The organism is Citrobacter sp. UYEF32, assembly GCF_040546205.1.
Lineage (GTDB): Bacteria > Pseudomonadota > Gammaproteobacteria > Enterobacterales > Enterobacteriaceae > Phytobacter > Phytobacter diazotrophicus.
The window spans coordinates 286528-308210 of the sequence record NZ_JBEPNI010000006.1 but is presented as its reverse complement, the minus strand read 5'-3'; the positions used below and the strand labels follow the sequence as shown (position 1 = coordinate 308210).

General features: G+C 54.6%; 15 protein-coding genes. 6 read left to right on the top strand and 9 right to left on the bottom strand.

What is annotated here, in order from left to right; translation table 11 throughout:
* Window positions 1-12: 12 nt before the first annotated feature.
* Window positions 13-1602, bottom strand: a complete 1590-nt coding sequence (locus ABIB59_RS18890) for an STY4199 family HEPN domain-containing protein (RefSeq protein ID WP_079496948.1) — start codon at window positions 1600-1602, stop codon at window positions 13-15.
* A gap of 152 nt (window positions 1603-1754) precedes the next feature.
* Here ABIB59_RS18890 and ABIB59_RS18885 point away from each other — a divergent pair, with 152 nt between their 5' ends.
* A complete protein-coding gene (locus tag ABIB59_RS18885) occupies window positions 1755-2291 on the top strand; it encodes a GNAT family N-acetyltransferase (protein WP_354036571.1) in 537 nt (178 codons plus the stop codon).
* Between the two features lie 67 nt (window positions 2292-2358).
* Entirely contained in the window at window positions 2359-2757 is a 399-nt protein-coding gene (locus ABIB59_RS18880) for a YdeI family stress tolerance OB fold protein (protein WP_039080232.1), read from the top strand.
* Between the two features lie 88 nt (window positions 2758-2845).
* Here ABIB59_RS18880 and ABIB59_RS18875 read toward each other — a convergent pair whose 3' ends face one another.
* Window positions 2846-3604, bottom strand: coding sequence for an SDR family NAD(P)-dependent oxidoreductase (locus tag ABIB59_RS18875; RefSeq protein ID WP_039080231.1), 759 nt, complete (start codon window positions 3602-3604; stop codon window positions 2846-2848).
* 118 nt (window positions 3605-3722) lie between these two features.
* Between ABIB59_RS18875 and ABIB59_RS18870 the strand changes: the two genes are divergently transcribed.
* The 3 genes from ABIB59_RS18870 (at window position 3723) to ABIB59_RS18860 (ending at window position 7298) form a co-directional block, all read left to right on the top strand.
* On the top strand, window positions 3723-4622 hold the full coding sequence (locus ABIB59_RS18870; protein ID WP_071195020.1) for a LysR family transcriptional regulator: 900 nt from the start codon (window positions 3723-3725) through the stop codon (window positions 4620-4622).
* Window positions 4623-4675: 53 nt separating this feature from the next.
* Entirely contained in the window at window positions 4676-5719 is a 1044-nt protein-coding gene (gene yhjD, locus ABIB59_RS18865) for an inner membrane protein YhjD (protein ID WP_039080229.1), read from the top strand.
* 262 nt (window positions 5720-5981) lie between these two features.
* On the top strand, window positions 5982-7298 hold the full coding sequence (locus ABIB59_RS18860) for an MFS transporter (RefSeq protein ID WP_271849351.1): 1317 nt from the start codon (window positions 5982-5984) through the stop codon (window positions 7296-7298).
* A 161-nt stretch (window positions 7299-7459) separates the two neighbouring features.
* Here ABIB59_RS18860 and ABIB59_RS18855 read toward each other — a convergent pair whose 3' ends face one another.
* Both ABIB59_RS18855 and pdeH read right to left on the bottom strand, forming a co-directional pair.
* Entirely contained in the window at window positions 7460-9514 is a 2055-nt protein-coding gene (locus ABIB59_RS18855; RefSeq protein WP_125123742.1) for an AsmA family protein, read from the bottom strand.
* 72 nt (window positions 9515-9586) lie between these two features.
* A complete protein-coding gene (gene pdeH, locus ABIB59_RS18850; protein WP_039080226.1) occupies window positions 9587-10357 on the bottom strand; it encodes a cyclic-guanylate-specific phosphodiesterase in 771 nt (256 codons plus the stop codon).
* Between the two features lie 231 nt (window positions 10358-10588).
* Between pdeH and kdgK the strand changes: the two genes are divergently transcribed.
* Entirely contained in the window at window positions 10589-11518 is a 930-nt protein-coding gene (kdgK, locus tag ABIB59_RS18845; RefSeq protein ID WP_335256590.1) for a 2-dehydro-3-deoxygluconokinase, read from the top strand.
* Between the two features lie 201 nt (window positions 11519-11719).
* Here kdgK and ABIB59_RS18840 read toward each other — a convergent pair whose 3' ends face one another.
* The 5 genes from ABIB59_RS18840 to bcsZ form a co-directional block, all read right to left on the bottom strand.
* Entirely contained in the window at window positions 11720-13213 is a 1494-nt protein-coding gene (locus tag ABIB59_RS18840) for a M16 family metallopeptidase (RefSeq protein WP_039080224.1), read from the bottom strand.
* 218 nt (window positions 13214-13431) lie between these two features.
* Complete coding sequence (locus ABIB59_RS18835; protein ID WP_039080223.1) at window positions 13432-14718, bottom strand: dicarboxylate/amino acid:cation symporter; 1287 nt, start codon at window positions 14716-14718, stop codon at window positions 13432-13434.
* A 157-nt stretch (window positions 14719-14875) separates the two neighbouring features.
* Window positions 14876-16882: a biofilm formation regulator HmsP gene (gene hmsP / locus ABIB59_RS18830; RefSeq protein WP_039080222.1), complete on the bottom strand. Its 2007-nt coding sequence runs from the start codon at window positions 16880-16882 to the stop codon at window positions 14876-14878.
* Between the two features lie 217 nt (window positions 16883-17099).
* Complete coding sequence (gene bcsC / locus ABIB59_RS18825) at window positions 17100-20591, bottom strand: cellulose synthase complex outer membrane protein BcsC (RefSeq protein WP_354036560.1); 3492 nt, start codon at window positions 20589-20591, stop codon at window positions 17100-17102.
* The gene (bcsZ, locus tag ABIB59_RS18820) at window positions 20573-21679 is read right to left on the bottom strand and encodes a cellulose synthase complex periplasmic endoglucanase BcsZ (protein ID WP_354036649.1); all 1107 of its coding nucleotides are present in this window, start codon (window positions 21677-21679) and stop codon (window positions 20573-20575) included. Before bcsZ ends, bcsC begins: the two co-directional genes overlap by 19 nt.
* Window positions 21680-21683 lie beyond the last annotated feature (4 nt).

Sequence of the window (21683 nt, the reverse complement as noted above, 5' to 3'; positions counted from 1 at the left end):
TCCCCCGTTGATTCAGTCGATAGCATCATAAATAGCCGACTGAATATCTGCCCATTTCTTCGTGTTATCGTCAGGCGCAGCCTCATAACGCAGTTGCGCCTGTTCCATTTCATAACGCTGACGTCTCACGACGGGTTCCGATGTACAGAACGCCTGCAGGTAGTTCTTACGCAGCGATGTCAGCTTCGTGCCGGAAGCCATCTCATGCCCCATGTTTTCGATAAACCGGCGGCATGGGCGGTTTTCTTCCATCTGTAGCCGATAACGCAGCAACATCTCCAGCACATCCGTGTAATCGTTCGCCATCGCCTGCTCGGTCCACGACAGTTTCCAGCTCATGCCCGTACGGAGAAACAGCGACACGACGCGGGTATCGTTGCGGTCAATTGCGGAACGGAAGTTGCTCTCATCGCGGGGGATGCCCATTTTGGTCAACTCTTCTTTGGGCGTCGCTTTTTCCTTATCCTGAGAGATAGGCACCGTAATCCGCCCCTGCCCTGACGCCGGCACCGATACTGATGAGTCGCTAAACAACCAGAATGCTCCCGCCACGATGACCAGCACCGCAACGCCGACTGCGCCCCACAGTGCTTTGGAAAGCATCTGTTCACGCTCCTCGCGGGTACGCGCGGCGCGTTTTTCCGGCCTTTCAATTCCATCGCGAATTTGCATAGCATCACCTCCCGCCGCCCGATCTTTCTTGCGCGCCTGTTCCCAGAATGTATCTAAATCATCTTCCGCCTCTCGCAACAAGCTTGCGGGATTAACCTGTATGCGCCCGTCTTCCCATGCCCGCTGCACTGGCCCGGCAATCTGCGGGTAATAGTTCTCCAGTAGCATCAACTGGTTCGAGGTTAACGGTTGCCCCGCGACGACAGCGCTGCGTATTTGCCGAATATCGTCCAGAAATGTTTGCAATGTTTTGCGCGGCTCAAGAAACAGACTCAATACCGGTGAATCGTTAAAAAGCCGGGCATAATGCTGGCTAAATTCTTTCTTATCAATTAATAACAGCGCCAGTTCGCTAAATAACATACCACTGAGTACATCGTTGCGATCGCCGACTTTCAACCAGCGCCGAACGCAATCGGCGCCAAATCGCGTTTTCAGGTGGTTACTCAGCCGCAACGCATCCGGCCAGGCATTTGTTACCAGCGATTTGAGCATCAACTCCAGCGCCCGTAACTGTTTTAACCCCTGCTGCTGCCCTTCTTTGTCTGCATTGAGGGTTGTCGCATAGGTCAGCAATGGCTGCTTCGCCCGCAGATGTTCCAGCGTGCGCACGAAACGCAGCGCGACAATAAGCTGGTTCTCTGTAACGTTCTGCCCCTTTTCATAATACGGCACCAGTTGTTGCAAATGGCGTAGCTGTAAGGTGAACTGGGTTAATTCCGCATCATTAAGCCTTAACCGTTTTGCGACAGCGCCCCATCCGCCGAGGCTCAAACGTGCAATATCGAGTTGTTCAAGAAACCAGCGAGGATCCTTCCCTTCGTCAAAATGCACATTAAGCAGCATTAATATTTCTTTCGATGCCTGACGAATAATTCCTGTGCATTGCTCGAATTGTTCCCCCAGGTTCTGCGAGGATGTATGGGTCATTCTTTTCCTTTAAGTACAACCGGTGAAATAATTAACTGGAAAAAAAGAAACGTTAATTTTTCTTTATTTATGGATACTTAAAACATAGACCAGTTAATGATTATTATCAGTGATAGCGGTTTTAACACGAAAAAAACAATGGAGCTATTTTTATGCCGACGCTGGTCACGCCACGGCTCATTTGCACGCCGATAACACCGCAAGACTGGCCTTTTTTCCTCGCATTGCAGCAGGATCAGCAGGTCATGCGTTATGTTGCCGAAGACCGCCCGCAGGAAGCCATCCGCGAGGCATTTGAATCCCGCTTGCCTGTCTGGTCGCCCGGTTGTGAGCACTGGTTATGTCTTGTGGTGCGCGACAGCGCCACGCAAACCCCGCTTGGGGTGACGGGCTACCGCCATCACGAAGCAGACTGCGCCGAAGTCGGGTTTTTGTTTGCCCCCCAGGCGCAGGGAAAAGGTTACGGGCTGGAGTCATTACAGGCGGTTTGCCGCTATGCCTTCACCGAAGGGGGCATTCGTCGCCTTGTCGCGACCGTAACGGCAGGAAACGACGCCTCAAAGCGTTTACTGGAAAAGGCAGGATTTGTGCAGGAAGGTGAACTGCGCGAAGCCTTCTGGCTGGCGGGGCGCTGGCATAACGACTGGCTGTTTGGTCTGCTGCACCATGAATACCGTGAAAGCAGATAATTCACCTGTCATCTTCCTCTCTCTGTGCCAGGCTTAGGCAGTGTTTTGGCAATAAAGAGGAGAGCATATGAAGAAGATTCTGCTGATAACAAGTTTTACAGCATTATTCTCCATGGCGGCATTCGCGCAGGATGCACCAGGTTTAAAGACGGACAAGGCGCCGCCGCCGCCGCATAAAATGGAAGATGGCTATCGCGGTATGGAAGATGCCCGTAGCATGACCATTAAACAGGCGAAAACCATGCATGACGGCGCTTCCGTTTCGCTCAAAGGGAACCTCGTGAAGAAAACGGGGGAGGATCTCTACCAGTTCCGCGACAAAACCGGGCAAATTGACGTGTATATCCCAATGGCCGTTTTCGATGGCAAAAATGTTTCCCCGGACGAACTGGTGGGCATTAGCGGGTCGTTAGATGCTAAACAGAAACCAGCCCGAATCAAAGTCACCCACTTTCAGAAGCAGTAAGTCTCACCGCCCGGTGGCATAACGCCGCCGGGCAAATGGTAATGCATACGTCTGAGACCGATAGCTAAACCACGTTAAACGATGACCTTTACAGGAACATCCCGCCCGAGACTTCCACGCGTTGAGCATTCATCCACGCCAGATCGTCGCTCAGCAGAGCCGCCATCGCGCCGCCAATATCATCCGGTTTACCGACGCGCCCCAGCGCCGTTTGCCCGGCAATATGTTTATTAATTTGCGGATTATCACGGACTTCACCGCCGCGGAAATCGGTCTCAATCGCGCCAGGGGCAATGATATTGACGGAAATCCCGCGCGGGCCCAGCTCTTTAGCCTGATAGCGGGTCAGCACTTCCATTGCCCCTTTCATCGCGCCATAGGTCGCGTATCCTGGCAGCGCAAAACGCGCCAGCCCGCTTGAGACATTGAGGATGCGCCCGCCATCTGCCAGCAATGGCAATAGGCGCTGTGTCAGGAAGAATGGCCCTTTAAAATGAATGTTCATTAATTCATCAAATTGCGCTTCACTGGCCTCAGCAAAGGGAACCGCGATGCCAACACCGGCATTGTTTAATAAATAATCAAATGTATCCCGATTCCAGACGTTTTTTAGCTGATGCTGTACGTCCAGGGCGAAAGCCTCGAAACTTGCAACATCGCCGACATTCAATTGTAAAGCCACCGCTTTCACGCCTTTTCCCTCAATTTCCGCCACAACTTCATCAGCCGCCTGCTGGTTGCTGTTGTAGGTCAGGATGACGGCGGTTCCGCGTTCTGCCAGCTTCAGCGCTGCGTTTTTCCCCAGTCCACGGCTGCCGCCTGTTACTAATGCGATACGTTGTGTCATAAGAAACCTCGTTTTGTTGGGTGTTGACTGTGGAAAAAGCTTATTAGCTGGTGATAAAACAATAAAGGCGCTGAATTACACTTCACTGTTTCATTTACAACAACAATGGATGCGTTCGATGGATAAAATTTATGCAATGCAATTGTTCATCCGCGTGGCAGAACTGGAGAGTTTTTCCCGCGCGGCAGACTCATTAGGCCTCCCTAAAGGCAGCGTTTCGCGGCAGGTTCAGGCGCTGGAAAACCACCTTGGTACACAGTTGCTGCATCGCACAACGCGACGGGTGCAGCTTACCCAGGACGGGATGGTCTATTACGAGCGGGCGAAAGATTTGCTCGCCAATATGGACGAACTTGACGGACTTTTTCTGCACGATCCGTCGAGCATCAGTGGGCGGTTGCGAGTTGATATGCCCGTGGCCGTGGCGAAAAACCTGGTGATTCCACGGCTACCGGCGTTTTTGCAGCAATATCCCGGTATTGAACTGGAGCTAAGCAGCAGCGACCGGCTGGTGGATATTATTCGCGAGGGGTTTGACTGCGTGGTGCGCGTCGGCACGCTGAAAGATTCCGGCCTGATTGCCCGCCCGCTGGGTAAGCTTTCCATTATTAATTGCGCCAGCCCCGACTACCTGGCGCGTTTCGGCTACCCGGAAAGTCTGGACGATCTCTCTTCGCATGCGGTTGTGCATTACGCCCTCAACCTCGGCGCGCGTCCGCAAGGCTTTGAAGTCTGCCTCGATAAGCAGACCACGTGGGTGAAAACCGGCGGCATTTTGACAGTCAACAGTACCGAGACCTACCACGCCGCCTGCCTCGCAGGGCTTGGCATTATCCAGGTGCCGCGCGTCGGCGTGCGGGAAGCGCTACGCGCAGGAAAGCTGGTGGAGATCCTGCCGCAATATCGTGCAGAACCTATGCCGGTATCACTTATTTATCCCCATCGTCGTAATTTGTCGCGCCGCGTGCATCTGTTTATGGAATGGCTGGCCGGAGTGATGAAAGATTACGTTGATTAGACGCAGTCTATAATTTTATTCACTGCGAGTTAAAAAGAAGGAAAATTGCCCTGATGACGCCGGAAAACAGCGAAAAACGTCCGACCCAGGATCTGGATTACGAGCCAGTCAGAAAAATGGATACATCGGGAACATCAACGAAAGACACCCCTCCCAGCGCGGGTGACAACAAGGCGCCCTCACCGCTGGAAACGGTCACCCAGGTGGCGAAAAAAGTGCAGCGCCGTCCAATGATTGCGCACCTGATCCGCGCCACTGAACGCTTCAATGATCGTATGGGAAACCAGTTTGGCGCGGCCATCACCTATTTCTCATTTTTGTCGATGATCCCCATCCTGATGGTCTCCTTTGCCGCTGCCGGGTTTGTGCTGGCCTCACATCCCACGCTATTGCAGGACATTTTCAATAAGATCCTGACCAACGTCAGCGACCCGACGCTGGCGACAACCCTGAAAAGCACCATCAATACCGCCGTGCAGCAGCGTACCACGGTGGGGATTGTCGGGCTGGCGATTGCGCTTTACTCCGGCGTTAACTGGATGGGCAACCTGCGCGAGGCGATACGCGCCCAGTCGCGGGATGTCTGGGAGCGTAACCCACAGGACCAGGAAAAAATCTGGGTGAAGTACTTCCGTGATTTTATTTCGCTGATTGGCCTGCTGGTGGCGCTGATTGTCACACTTTCCATCACCTCGATTGCCGGTTCGGCGCAGCAGATGATTATCTCCGCCCTCTATCTTGATAATATTGAGTGGCTGAAACCTGCATGGCGACTGATTGGTCTGGCGATCTCTATATTCGCCAACTACTTGTTGTTCTTCTGGATTTTCTGGCGGCTACCGCGCCACCGTCCACGGAAAAAGGCGTTGATTCGCGGTACGTTTATTGCGGCGATCGGCTTTGAGGTGATCAAAATTGTGATGACCTACATGCTGCCATCGCTGGTGAAATCTCCTTCTGGCGCCGCCTTTGGTTCTGTACTGGGTTTGATGGCGTTCTTCTACTTCTTTGCCCGGCTGACGCTGTTTTGCGCCGCCTGGATTGCCACTGCGCATTACAAAGACGACCCACGGATGCCAGGCAAAACACACCGCTAAATCCCTAACTGGGCTGAATATTTCAGCCCAATTCATCATTTCAGAATTAATATCCAAGCCGTAACTTTTATTTAACCTAAAACCAGTTTTAAATTCTATTATTGAAATTATGTGAAGCATTTCATAGAAGCGAAATCGCAGGTCTGAAAATTATCCGCTTTTTGCCTGGTTTTTGTACGTTTCCGCACTTTGTTACAGATTGAAATGTCGCTTTTGCTGTGGCTAATATGGTCGTTCGTTCGCCAAAAAATAAGAAAATTTTATGCAAGCCACAGCCACAACCTTAGACAACGAGCAGGAAATCACGCCGGTAAACTCACGCAGTAAAGTCGTTATCGCTTCACTGATTGGCACCGCTATCGAGTTCTTCGATTTCTATATCTATGCCACTGCGGCGGTTATCGTTTTCCCGCATATCTTCTTCCCGCAGGGTGACCCGACCGCCGCAACGTTGCAGTCGCTCGCCACCTTTGCGATTGCTTTCGTCGCGCGTCCAATTGGTTCCGCCGTGTTTGGTCACTTCGGCGACCGCGTAGGGCGTAAAGTCACCCTGGTGGCGTCGTTGCTGACGATGGGGATCTCCACCGTATTAATTGGCCTGCTGCCAGGCTATGAAACCATCGGCGTGATGGCTCCGTTGCTGCTGGCGCTGGCACGTTTTGGCCAGGGTCTGGGGCTGGGTGGTGAATGGGGCGGCGCGGCGCTTCTGGCGACCGAAAACGCACCGCCACGCAAACGCGCGTTGTATGGCTCTTTCCCACAACTGGGCGCGCCGATTGGTTTCTTCTTTGCGAACGGCACCTTCCTGCTGCTCTCCTGGTTACTGACCGACGAGCAGTTTATGAGCTGGGGCTGGCGCGTACCGTTTATCTTCTCCGCCGTGCTGGTGTTGATTGGCCTGTATGTTCGCGTGTCTCTGCATGAAACGCCGGTATTTGCGAAAATCGCCGCCGCGAAAAAACAGGTGAAAATCCCGCTGGGCACCCTGCTGACCAAACATGTCCGTGTGACCGTGCTGGGCACCTTCATCATGTTGGCCACCTACACGCTGTTTTACATCATGACCGTCTATTCCATGACGTTCAGTACCTCGCCTGGCGGGCTGGGTATGCCGCGAAACGAAGTACTGTGGATGCTGATGATGGCGGTTATTGGTTTTGGTGTGATGGTGCCGGTTGCCGGGCTGCTGGCCGATAAATATGGCCGTCGCAAAAGCATGATCGCCATTACAACACTGATCATTCTGTTTGCCCTGTTCGTCTTCCCGCCGCTGTTAGGCTCCGGCAACCCGGCGCTGGTAATGGCTTACCTGCTGATCGGTCTGAGCCTGATGGGGCTGACTTTTGGCCCGATGGGTGCGCTGCTGCCGGAGCTGTTCCCGACCGAAGTGCGCTACACCGGTGCATCGTTCTCGTATAACGTGTCATCAATACTGGGGGCGTCCGTTGCGCCTTATATCGCCACCTGGCTGCAGGCGAACTACGGTCTGATGTATGTGGGGATTTATCTGGCGGCGATGGCAGCCCTGACGCTGACCGCGCTGTTGTTGACTCACGAGACCAAACACCAGTCGCTGTAATGATCATTACCTCTTTCCCGGATGCGGCGTCAACGCCTTATCCGGGCGACGATTTTGCAACGGCATGGTAAAACCTGGCACTCCGCCGACATTCACTCGATCGGTCCCCTCTCCCTTTGAGGGAGAGGGTTAGGGTGAGGGGCAACCACCGCACCAATCTCTTACTTTTTCATCTGTGCCAGAATCGCCCGGCACTGGTTGGCTTCACCTTCCGATGGCGAAATCAATGCCAGCAGTGCAGCCGCAGGGGTCACCAGCGTTGCCAGCGCTGCGGCCACCGCACCACGGGCAATCAGCGGCCCCGGTTTTACCCCCGCCTGCGGATTCTTAAATGTTCCGCGCACATACAAAGGTGAACGCAGCGTAACGATACGCACCCCTTTACTTTCCGGGTTAATGGTCAGGTCCAGTTGCTCCGAGGCGAAACTCGCCGTACCCGTCACATTCACCAGCGCGTTTTCGGTATCAAAAGCGAAGATTTGCGGACGCGCCACGCCATTAACCAGATCGAGATTCGCCGCCGCGCAGTTCACCCGCACCTCATCGTCGCCAAAGATCTTGCCGATAACGTAGTTACCCACATTCAGCCCGGCAATCTCCATCAGATTACGGCTGATAAGCCCGTCATTCATCAACAGCTTAAGGTTACCGTTGCTGGTGCCCAGCAGCGCCGCTACGGAGTTCCCTGTCCCCCGGAAATCCGCATCGCCATTCATCTCACCGAGGGTTTTCTGCATCAGCTCGACATTTGGCATCAGTTGTTTCAGTTTTAACCGTCGCGCCTGGATTTCCGCACGCCCCTGCATCGGCTTTTTATCCCCTTCAAGGCGAATATTGGATGAGATCGTCCCGCCCGCTAAGCCGAATTTCAACGGCTGCAGTTTCAGATCCGCATTCTGTAAAATGATATGGGTTGTGAGGTCGCTTATCGGCAATGTGCTGCCATGCTCAATGCGCTTCCCTTTAAAACGCACGTCGGCATCCATCGTGTTCCATTTGTCGGTTTCAAAGCGATCGTAAGGCAACACCTTCCCGGCAGGCTGGATATTTTTTTCACCCTTCTTCTGCTCTGCCTGTTTCGCTTTATCTCCCCCTTTACCGGAGTCCACGCCGATCAAGGGGCCAAGGTCGGCCAGACGAAGCTGACGAGACTCCAAATCGCCTTCCAGTTTCGGGCGTGGTTTACCGGTGGTATAGGTGAGTGAGCCATGTATGTCGCTTTCGCCGATACGCCCGTTAAAATCGCGATAATCATAGACACTGCTTTTTTCGCTATCTATCTTCGCCACCAGATGACCATCCGTTTCAAACGGCGGGGTATCCGGCAGCAGCACGCCTGTCAGTTCGTAGAGATCCCCCAGGGTATCGCCAGCGAATTTCAACTGGAGGTCGACGCCGCCCATTTTCATCGGGTCGTTAACCTTGCCGACAAAGGCCACACGGGTGTTGCCGGAACGGAAATCTGCCTGTACCGGGAAAGGCGTGTCTTCGCTGCGTAGCGCCAGCATGCCACCGATTTTCCCCGTGCCTGTCAGCGGTTGGCCGTTATAACGCCCCTGGGCTTTCAGCCCGAAAACATAATCTGCCACGCGCGTTTTATCTTTACTGTTGCCCGTGACTTCATTGAAAGGGAGCGGTTTGCCTAACGGATCGACGAGGATCTCGATATCCGCTTTGCTCACCTTGTCGTTAACAGCGATACGCCCTTGATCGAAGAGAATATTATCCAGGCGGAACGACCAGCCGGAAGGCTGCGCATTGGGATCGTTGTTTTCTGCACTGGCGAGCTTAAAGGTCCAGTTGTTGTTCTTTTCAGACAGGCGGATCAGGCGCGCATCCGGCTTTTGCAGTTTGATCCACGGCAGGTAAACGGTTTTCGTTAATAGCGCCAGCGGTGCGAGAGTGGCTTCGACGCGCGGCAGGTGCACCATGGTGACTTCGGGGATCTCAGGTGGGTTACCGAGGACAATATCGTCGGCATGAATGTGCGGCCAGGGTATCCAGCTACGCCAGCCCGTCTCCTCTTTTTGTCGCTCCCACACCACGCCCAAATCACCGCGAATCGCAAAGGGGCGATTAAGTTCGGTAGAGACTTTCTGATTAATGGTCGGTTTGAGACGGTTCCAGTCAAAGGTGGCAATGATAATAATGGCCACCACAATCAATAAAACCAGTGTTCCAGTGACAGCAATAATCGCTTTGCTTGTTTTTGTCATGCGGGCACCCTTTCTTTATTGCCTTGCCTGTCATAAAGATAGCCGAGGCTGGCAGAAAGGGGTGCCCTGCGATCAGAGCTCCAGCAGTACGTTTTCCAGCGTATTCAGTGGAACCGGGCGCGAAAGGAAGTAGCCTTGTGCGGCAAAAGCCGGAGAATTCTGAACATCACGCCACTCGTCGAGGGTTTCAACACCTTCAACAATCACCCCCTGGCAGTAGCGATTCATTAACTGAATGAGCAGCGCGAACAGGTTGCGTCCTTCGGGCGTCTTGCGCAGCATAATAAACAGGTCGCGCGACACTTTGATGTAGTCATAATGCATTTCGCTAAGCGCCGAGAAGTTGGCCATTCCGGTACCAAAATCATCCAGCCACAGCGGTCCCATTTCACTGATCGTGGCGAACGTGGAGTCTTGCGGCAGGCGGATATGTTCCACCAGTTCAAAACGGATCCACGGCACGGTGTCGATGAGGGCTTTTAATGCTTTATTCGAGCGCATGGCTATCAGCGTGGGCCCATCGACATTTACGGATGCCAGCACGCCGTGCTGCTCGAAAAAGTCTTTCTGTTTGGCCAGCAGAGCGATCTGTTCGTGTACCACGTCGACACGATGACGCACCGCGACCTCGGAAAAATAGCGGTCCGGTGGGATGCGCTGATCGGGCTGGCTCGGATGCGTCACAATGGTCAGCACCTCAACCGCCATCAGGCGACCATCAGTTTTGTAAATTGGCTGATAAGTATAAGCACGCTCACACTGCAGCCAAAAACGACGTTCCTGTAGGCTTTCTATGCTCGCCTCGGAGTAGTTCAGCCGCTGGATAACCTGCTTTAACTTCATTTCTTCTTCCTGTTGAAAATGAGTAGCCCCGGAGCTCTCGTCATTGGGTTATCGGCCCCTGAGGTGAGAACTTTACCTTCATGACCCACGCAAAATGAAAAAGCACTTTGCGGAATCAGCAGAGAATACGTTCTGTGTCAAAAAAATAATGGAACGTCGTTTTAATATAGTTGACCACGAAACGCGCACAACGCACACTACCGTTAATTCATCTGATTCAGGTTCCGGACTATGTCAAAGAAAATTGCCGTCATCGGCGAATGCATGATTGAACTGTCACAAAAAGGCGCGGAAGTGAATCGCGGTTTCGGTGGCGACACACTCAATACGTCGGTTTACATCGCTCGTCAGGTAGACGCTGCGGCGTTATCCGTGCATTACGTTACTGCGCTGGGTACCGACAGTTTCAGCCAACAGATGCTGGAATCCTGGCAGGCAGAAAACGTCGATACCACCCTGACTCAGCGCATGGAAAATCGACTGCCCGGCCTGTATTACATCGAGACCGATGACACCGGCGAGCGCACCTTTTACTACTGGCGTAACGAAGCCGCGGCAAAATTTTGGCTGGAAAGCGAGCAGTCTGCCGCCATTTGTGAAGAGCTGGCGACCTTTAATTATTTGTATCTCAGCGGTATCAGCCTGGCGATTTTAAGCCCGGCAAGCCGTACTAAGCTGCTGTCACTGCTGCAGGAATGTCGCGCAAACGGCGGTCAGGTGATTTTCGATAACAACTACCGTCCGCGTTTGTGGGCCAGCAAAGAAGAGACCCGTCAGGTCTATCAGCAAATGCTCGCCTGTACTGACATCGCGTTCCTGACGCTCGATGACGAAGATCTGCTGTGGGGCGCACAGCCGGTGGAAGACGTTATCGCACGCACTCAGCAGGCGGGCGTAAAAGAGGTGGTGATTAAACGCGGTGCGGACTCCTGCCTGGTCGCAATCCAGGGGGAAGCCCTGAAAGAAGTGCCAGCGGTGAAATTGCCAAAAGAGAAAGTGGTGGATACTACCGCAGCGGGTGATTCATTCAGCGCCGGGTATCTGGCCGTGCGCCTGACCGGTGGCGATGCCGAAGCTGCTGCCAGACGCGGCCACTTAACGGCCAGCACGGTAATTCAATACCGTGGCGCGATCATTCCACGCGACGCCATGCCGAACTAAGGATTTTCCCTGCCTCCTGTCCGGGGCAGGTCTTTTTCCCCTCACCCTAACCCTCTCCCCAAAGTGGAGAGGGGACCGATCGTGCTCGCATTTTTGTGGGGATTCCTCAGCCCACAGGGAGAGGGGACTATTTCGTGCGGTCTGAACGTTTGGTAGCCCGGATCAGGCGCTTGCGCCGCCATCCGGGAACACCCACAACGCTTACTGCTGCGGCGGAATATCCGACACATCCTGATGGGCATCATCCACGTTGGCTGGCGCGGCATTCTGCTCACCAGAAGACATCAACTCTTCCCAGCTCGCCTGCAGATCCTTCATGTTGTACTCCGGCTCGCCTTTCGGCTGCAGCAATACCAACGCCATATCCTGCGAAAGCTGCTGACGTAAATCCTGATTCAGCATTTCTTTCGTCAGGCTACTCAGGAAGTTCTGGCGCAATTTTTGGTACTGCTCGGGCGCGATATCCACCACCTGGTTTTGCAGCGAACGCATCCGCTGGCTAATCAGGATGTCGGTATCCGTGCGGGCATAAGTGGCAAACAGCTTCTGAAGCTCAAGATTTTTTTGCGCCACCAGCGCATCAAACTCTTCTTGCGGCAGGCCGCGATCGCGCACTTTCGCCAGCTCGCGGGCCACGATATCCAGATTGCTGTTGAGCCTATCGTTTGGCGAGTCAAGATTGATGGCACACTGCGCACGCTGGAACAACACCCGACAGTCGAAGCTCAGACCAATGTCTTTCACGTTGGTCTTCGCCAGATACTGCTGCACGTGCCAGAACAGCGCCTCGCGGGCTAAATCAGCACGCCAGTAGCGTTGCAAGGCCGCAGATTCACGAATCGGCTGCCAGGCGGTATCCCACATGATGGAAAGACGATCCTGACGCACAGAATCCGTCATGATACTTACTGGCTGACGCGGTAGTGGCGATAAGGTTGGCACCGGGGCCGGTGTTTCGCGCTTGCCTTTAAGATCGCCAAACGCTTTGTTAATCTGCTCGGCAACCGCGCGGCTATCAACGTTACCCACCACAATCAGCGTCATCGCGTCCGGGGTGTACCATTTCTGATGGAAGGCCTGGAGCTGTTTCGCATCCAGCGGTTGTTTGAGCGTTTCAGCCGGATCATGGCCGAGCAATGACGACCCTTTCAGGCGATAGCGCCACCAGTTGTCTTTGGTGTTACCCGGCCAGGTCGCCACCATATCTTCGCTCGCCAGCGCATGGTTAATCGTTTCTGGCGTAATGGTGAGGCGCCCGGTGCTGTCTGACAGCCAGACCAGCGCTTCTTTGAGCAAATCGTTGCGGTTATTCGGCAGGCTCAGATTGAACATCGTGTATTCATACGAGACCAGCGCGGGAGGTAACGGACGCTTCGGGTCGATACCCTGCTGCCACAGTGAACGTACCTGTGCAGGTTGCAGGCTACCGCTTTGGGTCAGCGCAATACGTGGAAGAAAATGGCTAAAGCCGCTCTGTTGCGTACTCTCGGTGAGCGAACCGGTATTAATAGACAGACGTACTTCGATGCGATCGCTGGGGCGTTGTGGTGTGGCCAGGACTTGCCATTGCAAACCATTTGCCAGTGTCCCCTGTTGCCAGGCCGGGTCGGGCTGGAGCGCATCTGCCTGCACATAACCGACAGCTGCCATCATGAGCAAACCGCCTGTTAACAATCGAATTTTTGTGCCCTGCATGAGAACCCCTGATCAACGTTCCTGGTTAAAAAGTCAGCCCCGACATGTCTGGAGGCTAAAGATACTTTAACACTTCGCTGTTAGACCTCACGAATCGCAAAATGTCACACAGCGAAGTGAAAAATCCCGGGCAATTCGTTCTGAATTGTGACGGGCCAGGGGGTAATTATGCGCAGGCACCCGTAGCCCGACAAGGACTACGGGGCTAAGTAGCGAAATTAAGAGGAAATTTCGCCGGTTTTGCTGCTTGATGCACGATTATTCAGCGTATCCGTTAGCTTTTTCTGATCGAGCTCTTTTACCCATTTCGCCACGACCACGGTCGCCACGCCATTACCGACCAGGTTAGTCAGCGCACGCGCTTCTGACATAAAGCGGTCGATACCCAGAATCAGCGCCAGCCCTGCTACCGGTAAATGGCCCACCGCGGAAATGGTTGCCGCCAGTACGATAAAACCGCTCCCGGTCACCCCCGCTGCGCCTTTTGACGAGAGCAACAGGACCACCAGCAAGGTTATCTGATGGAAAATATCCATATGGCTGTTGGTGGCCTGGGCGATAAAGACGGCCGCCATCGTCAGGTAAATAGAGGTTCCGTCGAGGTTAAACGAGTAGCCGGTAGGGATAACCAGCCCCACGACGGACTTGCGACAACCGAGGCGTTCCATCTTCTCAAGCATACGCGGCAGCGCAGACTCGGACGAAGAGGTCCCCAGCACGATCAGCAGTTCTTCGCGGATGTAACGGATAAATTTGAAAATGTTAAAGCCCGTTGCGCGGGCAATCGAACCCAGCACCACCACCACGAACAGAATACAGGTGATATAGAAGCAGATAATGAGCTGCCCCAACTGGATCAGCGTGCCAACACCGTACTTACCGATGGTAAAGGCCATCGCGCCAAACGCACCAATCGGTGCAAGACGCATAATAAAGTTGATGATGCCGAAAATGACCTGCGAGAAACTTTCAATCACGTTGAAAATTAGCTGGCCCTTGTTGCCCAGACGGTGCAGCGCGAAACCAAACAGCACGGCAAACAGCAGCACCTGCAAAATGTTGCCGCTGGCAAACGCGCCAATCACACTGCCCGGGATAACGTCCATGAGGAAGGCGACGATACCCTGCTCTTTGGCCTGTTCTGCATACACCGCAACCGCTTTAGCATCCAGCGTTGAGGGGTCAACATTCATCCCCGCACCGGGCTGCACTACGTTGACGATAATCAGGCCGATAATCAGTGCCAGCGTACTGACCACTTCAAAATAGAGCAACGCCACCGCACCTGTGCGGCCTACCGCCTTCATGCTTTCCATACCGGCGATACCTGTCACTACCGTACAGAAGATGACAGGGGCGATAATCATTTTAATCAGCTTAACGAAGGCATCACCAAGCGGTTTCATTTGCGCGCCCAGTTCCGGGTAGAAATGGCCGAGCAAAATACCGATAGCGATTGCCGTCAGTACCTGGAAATACAGACTTTTAAACAGAGAGGTTTTCATAGGGTGTCCTTGAGGTATAAACCACAGGCTTTTTGGGGATTTCTCGCGCCTGCGGGTTAAAAATAACACCCAGAAAACATGACAGAAATATACTCACATCAAATTTGAAACAATGATGTTAAAAAGTTAGAGCTGACTCGTACAAGCCAGCAACATTTCAACCATTTTCAGCATTGTCTGGCATCGAAAAATAACGCGCTTCAAATGCTTCCGGCGTCATGGCGCGATCAAACAAAAATCCCTGTACGATTTCCACACCCGCATTTTGCAGCCATTCGCGCTGCGCTTCGGTTTCGACCCCTTCGGCGATAATGTGTAAATCCAGGCTTCGCGCCATGTGGATAATCGACGCCACCATGCTGCTGTCGTCGGGCAAGCCTTCAACAAAAATTTTGTCGATTTTAAGTACATCTACCGGCAGTGACTTCATATGGTGTAATTGACGTAACCCGGCATAGCCCATGCCGAAATCGTCCAGCGCAATACGCACCCCCGCATTCCGCAGCGGGCGCAGAATGGTCACCGCCGCCTGTGGGTCATCAATGCGACGGCTCTCAGTCACTTCAAGAATCAAGGTGTTGGGTTTAATTCGATAGCGATTGAGCAGTTCCAGCATGTCCGGCACCATATCGTGGTGCATCAGTTGCAACGCCGAGAGATTCACCGACAGCGGCATCATCAGCCCGCGCTCTTGCCAGGCAGACAACAGACGGCACGACTCTTCCAGTACCCAATAACCCACGGTAACCATTAGCCCGCACGACTCGATACGTTCGATTAACCCTTCCGGCAGCTCCCAACTGCCATCCGGTTGCTCCATACGCAGCAATGTTTCGGCGCTCACCACCGCATTCGTGGCGAGGTCCACCTGCGGCTGAAGCCAGATGGCAAACTTGCGATTTTCAAGCGCGGTCAGGATATTGCTCTCTTCCGTCAGCCGTTTTTGCGCCTCTTCCATCTCTTTTGGATCGAAGAATTGAATCTGATTTTTCCCTTTGCGTCGCGATGTAAACGCCGCTGAAGCCGCACGTCGATAAAGCTGTTCTGCGGTCTGGTCGCCATGGAACATCGCCACACCGATGCTGGCACTCGGGCGCAACTGAATGCCGTGAATGGGCACGCGCTCATTAATAACAGTGAGTACTTGCTGACCTAATGTTATGGCGTGCCATGGCTCTTTCACCCCATGGGCGATAATGGCGAAGTCATAGGCACTGACCTGGGCGAGCACCATCCGCGGTGAAATGACAGATTTCAGCTTCTCCACCAGCGTCAATAGCAGCATCTCGCGCTGTGACTCTTTCAGCACACCCGCCGTATCCTGCAACGTTTCACAGGCGATAAACATCAGCGCGGTAGTCTTCTGCCGTGCCACCACCTGATCCAGCAGCGCCATCAGGAAAGCTTTGTTTGGCAGTTCCGATACCGGGAAGAGGGTCGACTGGGTGTTCAGCTCATCATGCTGACGCAACAGGTTTTGCTGATTACGGTTATAGCTGCGAACCAGGCTGCCAATCTCATCATCCTGATGGTGGCGCGGCAACGCCAGTTGGTGCCCGACCTGGTCCTGCTGCGGTACATCGCTCAGTTCGCGGGCGATTTTGCGCAGCGGATGGACGATCAATCGGTTAATACACCAGGTGATCGCCACCGTCATAATCAACGTCAAAAGTAAGTAAGCAGTTACCAACGTTGAAAGGGTGCTCATCACGAATTTATAGACGCGATAAGAGTCCGCTTCGAGCACCAGATAGGCAATCGGCTGTGGATTGGCGGGGCGCTGCAGGGAGTAAATGGGCAATGAAATCTGGATAGGCAGTTCAAACACCCGTGCGATCATCATAGGCACCGGGCGCTCGGGAATAAATCGCAGGCGCAACGCCTGAAACTGATTGGGCAGCACCACATCCGCGCGGATAACCACCCCGGCAGGCTTAATTTGCTTAAGTACCGATTCCGCTTCCGGGAAATCGGCCTTTAATATGGCTTCGGACAGCGGTTCACGTACCGAACGGGCAATACTTTCCAGTTGCGTAGCCGTGTTGTAGCGATTCTGCTGCACAAAATGAAACAGCAAAATGACGCAAAAAATGAAAATAAACACCATCGCCACGGAAAAAACCGCAGTCATCTGTTTAATCGTTAAAGAACGGCTGACACGCAAAATCACTCTCCAGAGATACACAAGCGCAGGGCAATAAAATACAACTCCGCCGCCAGAGTATACCCTATCGTGACAGTTTGAGATAAAGAGGCGTCAAGATTGCCTCAGCGCCAACGCTATGAGGAAAAAGCGTCAGCAATACACGGAATAATAAGCACAAATTTCATGTGGCGGGCCATATTGCCCGCCACGCTTCCCCCAGGAATTATCCTCATTATCACCAGTCAGCGTATGGCGTCAGCGTCTGCGGCGGCATGTCCATATCGCCCTGCCATCCTGCGGCGGAATAACGGATAAAGAGCATTCCCTGGCTTGGCGTGTAATCTTTCGCCTGCTGAATATTCACGCCAAGGCCAACGGACCAGTTCGCGTTAATACGCCGTTCAACCAACGCCTGGGCGGTATAACCCACGCCGCTCGATGAACTCCCTTCCTCCAGCGCGGTTCTGGCGTCGGTACGATAATCCGCCGGGATCAAATTCAGTAACGGATAGCTTCGTTCCGTTTTCTTACGCGAATGTGACCAGGAGGCAGACCCACCCAACTCCCAGGACCAGTTCTCCGTACGTTGACGCCAGGTCACGGGCACCGAAAATGACAAATATTCTTGCGGGCTATAATAGCCCCCTTGCCCCAGGGTGTAGTGGCTCAGATCTTTGTCGTAGTGCCAAATCATATTATTAAGGCCAATGGTCAGACGGCGGTTATTCTCATTGATAAGCTTGTAGTAATACCCCGCCATCCATCGCACTCGCCAGTTGTCAGCCACATTTTTCCCGGTCAACTGATCGGTGCCTAAAGAGGCCCAGACGCCGTGCGCCTCGCCACGGTCATAGCTCATGCTGGCGGTGGCACCGTTCGCCCGCACGCCGCCCCATGTGGTACCGGGATGATCGCCATTGCCGTTATCTTTCTGCCCGCCAAACGCCAGTAAGGAGCTGGAAATCGGACGACGATGCACATTCAGCGTGTAGCCAATCGCCCCGATATCATTGCTGTAGCTCAGGCCGCCGACGATATCCACCACGTTAAAACCAATCGGCGTGGTGCCAATATCCATATCCCAGGTCTTATTGCGCCAGCCTACCGCAACGCTCACGCCGTTAGCCGTCTGGGTGCGGTCACCGCCCTCACAGGCCACTTCATTACAGGTTCCCCAGTGCGGCGAATATGTCCCGTCATCTTTAAGCGAGAACTTTCCGGCATCCATATTCACCATATCGGTACGAAAGAACATCCTGCCGTCAGCCAGCGGCGCATCGGCCTGCAGCATAGTGGTGTGGGCTTTTAAATCAGAGTAGCCGCCCGTGCCGCTCGACCCCCAGTAGTTATGCTCCAGCGTGACATTCACATCCTGCTGACGATAAAGTTCTGCGGCATCGCTGCGCACGCCGCGTTTCAGCCAGTCATCTTTCTCATTGTTACGGGTTTTATAGGTGAATTCGTCATTGCTGGTGGGACGGGTTGCCGCCACGCCCGATGCAACCATCGCGTCTTTATAGGTTTCCAGCGCCGCCTGCGGTTGCCCCTCCAGCACCTGGAAACGCGCCGCATCACGCAGCACCAGCGCGCTTTCCATCGAAGGCGGTAGCCCCTTCGCTTGCGGCACAATCTCGCTGAAAGTCTGACGGGCGGCATCATTATCGCCCACCGCCGCCTGCACCATTGCCACCCGGCGTTGGGTATTGATCGTCCGTGGCGCAGTCGGGGTGGCGGCCGGTAATTTGGCCAGCATTTCACGCGAAGCCATGCGGTTGCCGTCGGCGGCATAAATTTCTGCCAGCCCCAGTACCGCATCTTCATTGGTCGGCTCGCGATTCAACACGCGCTGATAGGTCGATATCGCCGTGGGATTATCGCCCCGCTGTTGCGCCCAGTCGGCAAGCGTCAAATCAATACGTGTCGACGCAGGCTGCTGTTGAAGAAAAGCGATTGCCTCCGCCTCATGGCCCGCATCGCGCAATTGATTAGCCCGCGCCAGGCGTTGATTGGCTTCCAGCCTGTCGGAGAGTTCCTGAATATTGCTGTTCCACTTGTCGCGCGACAGCGTGTTGAGGTGCGCCAGCGCCGCGCTCTCCTGGTTATTGCCGGAAAGATAGAGGCCGTAAGCGTAAACCTGCTCAGGGTCTGTGGGTTTATTGCGCGCCAGCGCGCGCATCTGCGCGTCGGCTTCAATCTGTTGGCCGGCGGAGCGCAAATCACTGGCCAGACGGTAGGTCACCCACACACTATCCGGGTCCAGCGCCAGACGGCGCTTTTGCAATACGGCGGCCTGCGCCCAGTTGCCCTGATTTTCCAGCCGCTCCGCCTCTTGCGCGAGTCGGTCGTTGGTCAGGCTGCGTTCAATATCGTTAATGCTGCGCCGCTGGCTGGCGCTCAGTGACTGAATAAAGGCATCGGCTTTTTCCGGCGACTGCGCGCGGTAAATATTCGCCAGACCGCGTACCGCGTTGCTGTTGCCGCTATCCATACGCAGTGCCTGGTAATAGAAACGCTCGGCGGCGGCGGTATCCTTGCGGGCCATTGCCGCATCGCCCAGCCCCAGCACCGCGTAGCTGTCGGTATTATCAATCGCACGCGCCTGCTGGTAGAGGCGTTCCGCCTGGGCAGGATTTTTCGCCGCCAGTTGCGCATCGCCTTGTTGGATCAGCAACCAGTAACGGTTCACCTTGAGCAGGCTGTCCCATTTGCCGCGATTATCGCTATTGGGATCGAGGGCGATGGCCCGCTCAAACTGCGCCACCGCCCGGGCACGATCGCCTTTCTGGGAATAGGCCTGCCCCAGCGCTCCGACGGCTTCGCTGTCCTGATGATTTTTGCTTACGGCATCCTGCAATGCGCCAATCGCCGTGCCGCCCTTGCCCGCTTCCACGGCCGCCAGCCCGCTGGCACGCTCCCGAAATGCCGGGTCAGCCAACTGTTTCTGTTGTGCATCAAGCTGCTGGCGCGCCGTCACAACCGTATCCCCTTCACTAAACACGCTCAGGAAACGCTTGAGAGCCGCCACGCTTTTTTCGCTGACGGCCATGCCCTGAATCTGCTGATACCAGAGGTTGGCTGCGGCATCGCGCCCGGTGTTGTTTTTCGCCATTTGCTCAAGAACGGCATAGCCTTCTTCGTTGCGCCCGTCGGCGATCAACAGCCGTGCCAGCGTAATTTGCAAATCGGCATTTCCCGGATTGCTGGCATTAAGGGCTTTCAACTGAGTAATGGCTTCGTTGTGTCGCGCCGGGACTTTCGCCACCTGAATCCAGTATTCCGCCGCCAGATCGCCTGCTGGCGCACTGCCGTTAAACATCTTCTCGTAAGCGGCAACGGCCTCCTGCGGATGCCCCGTGGCCGCCTGTAAACGCGCTTCCTGCAAGGCCTGTCGCCCTTCGGGTGTCGACAGCGCCATCGTGATACGCGACGCTTTGGTCGCGCTGGCGTTTGGTGCGAGAGCGTTCAGCCGCGCCATCTGCTTTTGCGCTCCGGCATTATCACCCTGACGCAGCAGATAGCGCAGACGCGCGGCAATCACGTCCGGGTCGTCGGGGGCCATTAACTCAAGGCGGTATAACGACTGGCGAACCAAATCTTCACGTTTGGTGGTTTCGCCCAGGCGTACCTGTTCAAGCAGTTGTTGTTGCGCGCCCGGTGCCGCCTGCGCGAAAGGCATCACTGAGATGCCGAGCGTGAAAGACAATAAACTTAATGTGAGCTTGCGCATTGCTGGCCCCAGTCAGGTTGTAACTCACCGCGAGGGGTGAAGCGGAAACGATGCTCGTCCCAACCTTGTCCGAAAAGGGTCAGAACATAACTGTAATACGCGTCTTTGCCGGGGAAGCGATCCGCCACCCGCTGACGCTGCGCCGCCTGAGCATCACGATCCTGTAAAAACGGCAGGAGTGCCGCCGAGAAACCCACAGGGCTATTACCCTGTACCTTGCCGGTCGCCACGTTGACTCTTTCTGGCGGCACACCCTGTTTCGCCGTCATGGTTTCCATGGGTTTGAGGCGCGCCAGCATACGCGCCTTTTGCGGGTCGCTGTCATGCATCATGCCTACCCATGCATACACGCGAATCGCATCGTAACCCCCGATAACCGGCTTATCGGCGGTAAGCTGCCAGCCCTTATTTTTCTGATAACTCACCCAGTCAGGGGAGAACCCTTTCGGCGCGCTTTCCATAATTAACCGCAGGTTGGTCTCCCGTAGCGTCGTCCAGGGCGCGCCATAACGGGTAAAGTACTGGGCCAGTTGGGGCGGCAGATAGCCGGGGTTGAAGCGCCAGGTATCGTTATCAGCAAACCCGATCTTGCCGGGAAGCAGCATGGAGCCAAGGCCGGGTACCGTGGTCACCTCTTCTTTGGCAATGCGCGAGAGCAGCGCTTTTCCGATCCCGGTATAGTCCGGCATGTTCCACAGCCGTCCGGCTTCCAGCAGAGACCAGGCAATCCAGATATCCGCATCCGACGCGGAGTTGGTATCCAGTACCGTCCATTCGGTTTCGTTTTTCCGCCCCCACAGCCATGCGGGAAGCCGCGCGCTTAAATCCCCTTCCGCCAGGTTATTTTGCGTCCAGCTCAGCACCGTTTTAAAGGCATCGCGATCGTTCGCCGCAAGGGCAAAGAACAGGGCATAGCTTTGCCCTTCGGAGGTGGTTATCTGGCGGGCATCACTTGGGTCAATGACGCGTCCGCCATCGCTAATATAGTCCTGTTTAAAGCGCTCCCATGCGGGCCAGTTACAGGCGGCGCTTACCTGCGCCGCCGCCAGCATAAGCGCCGCCATGACCATCCAGCGTAGCGCTTTCATCACC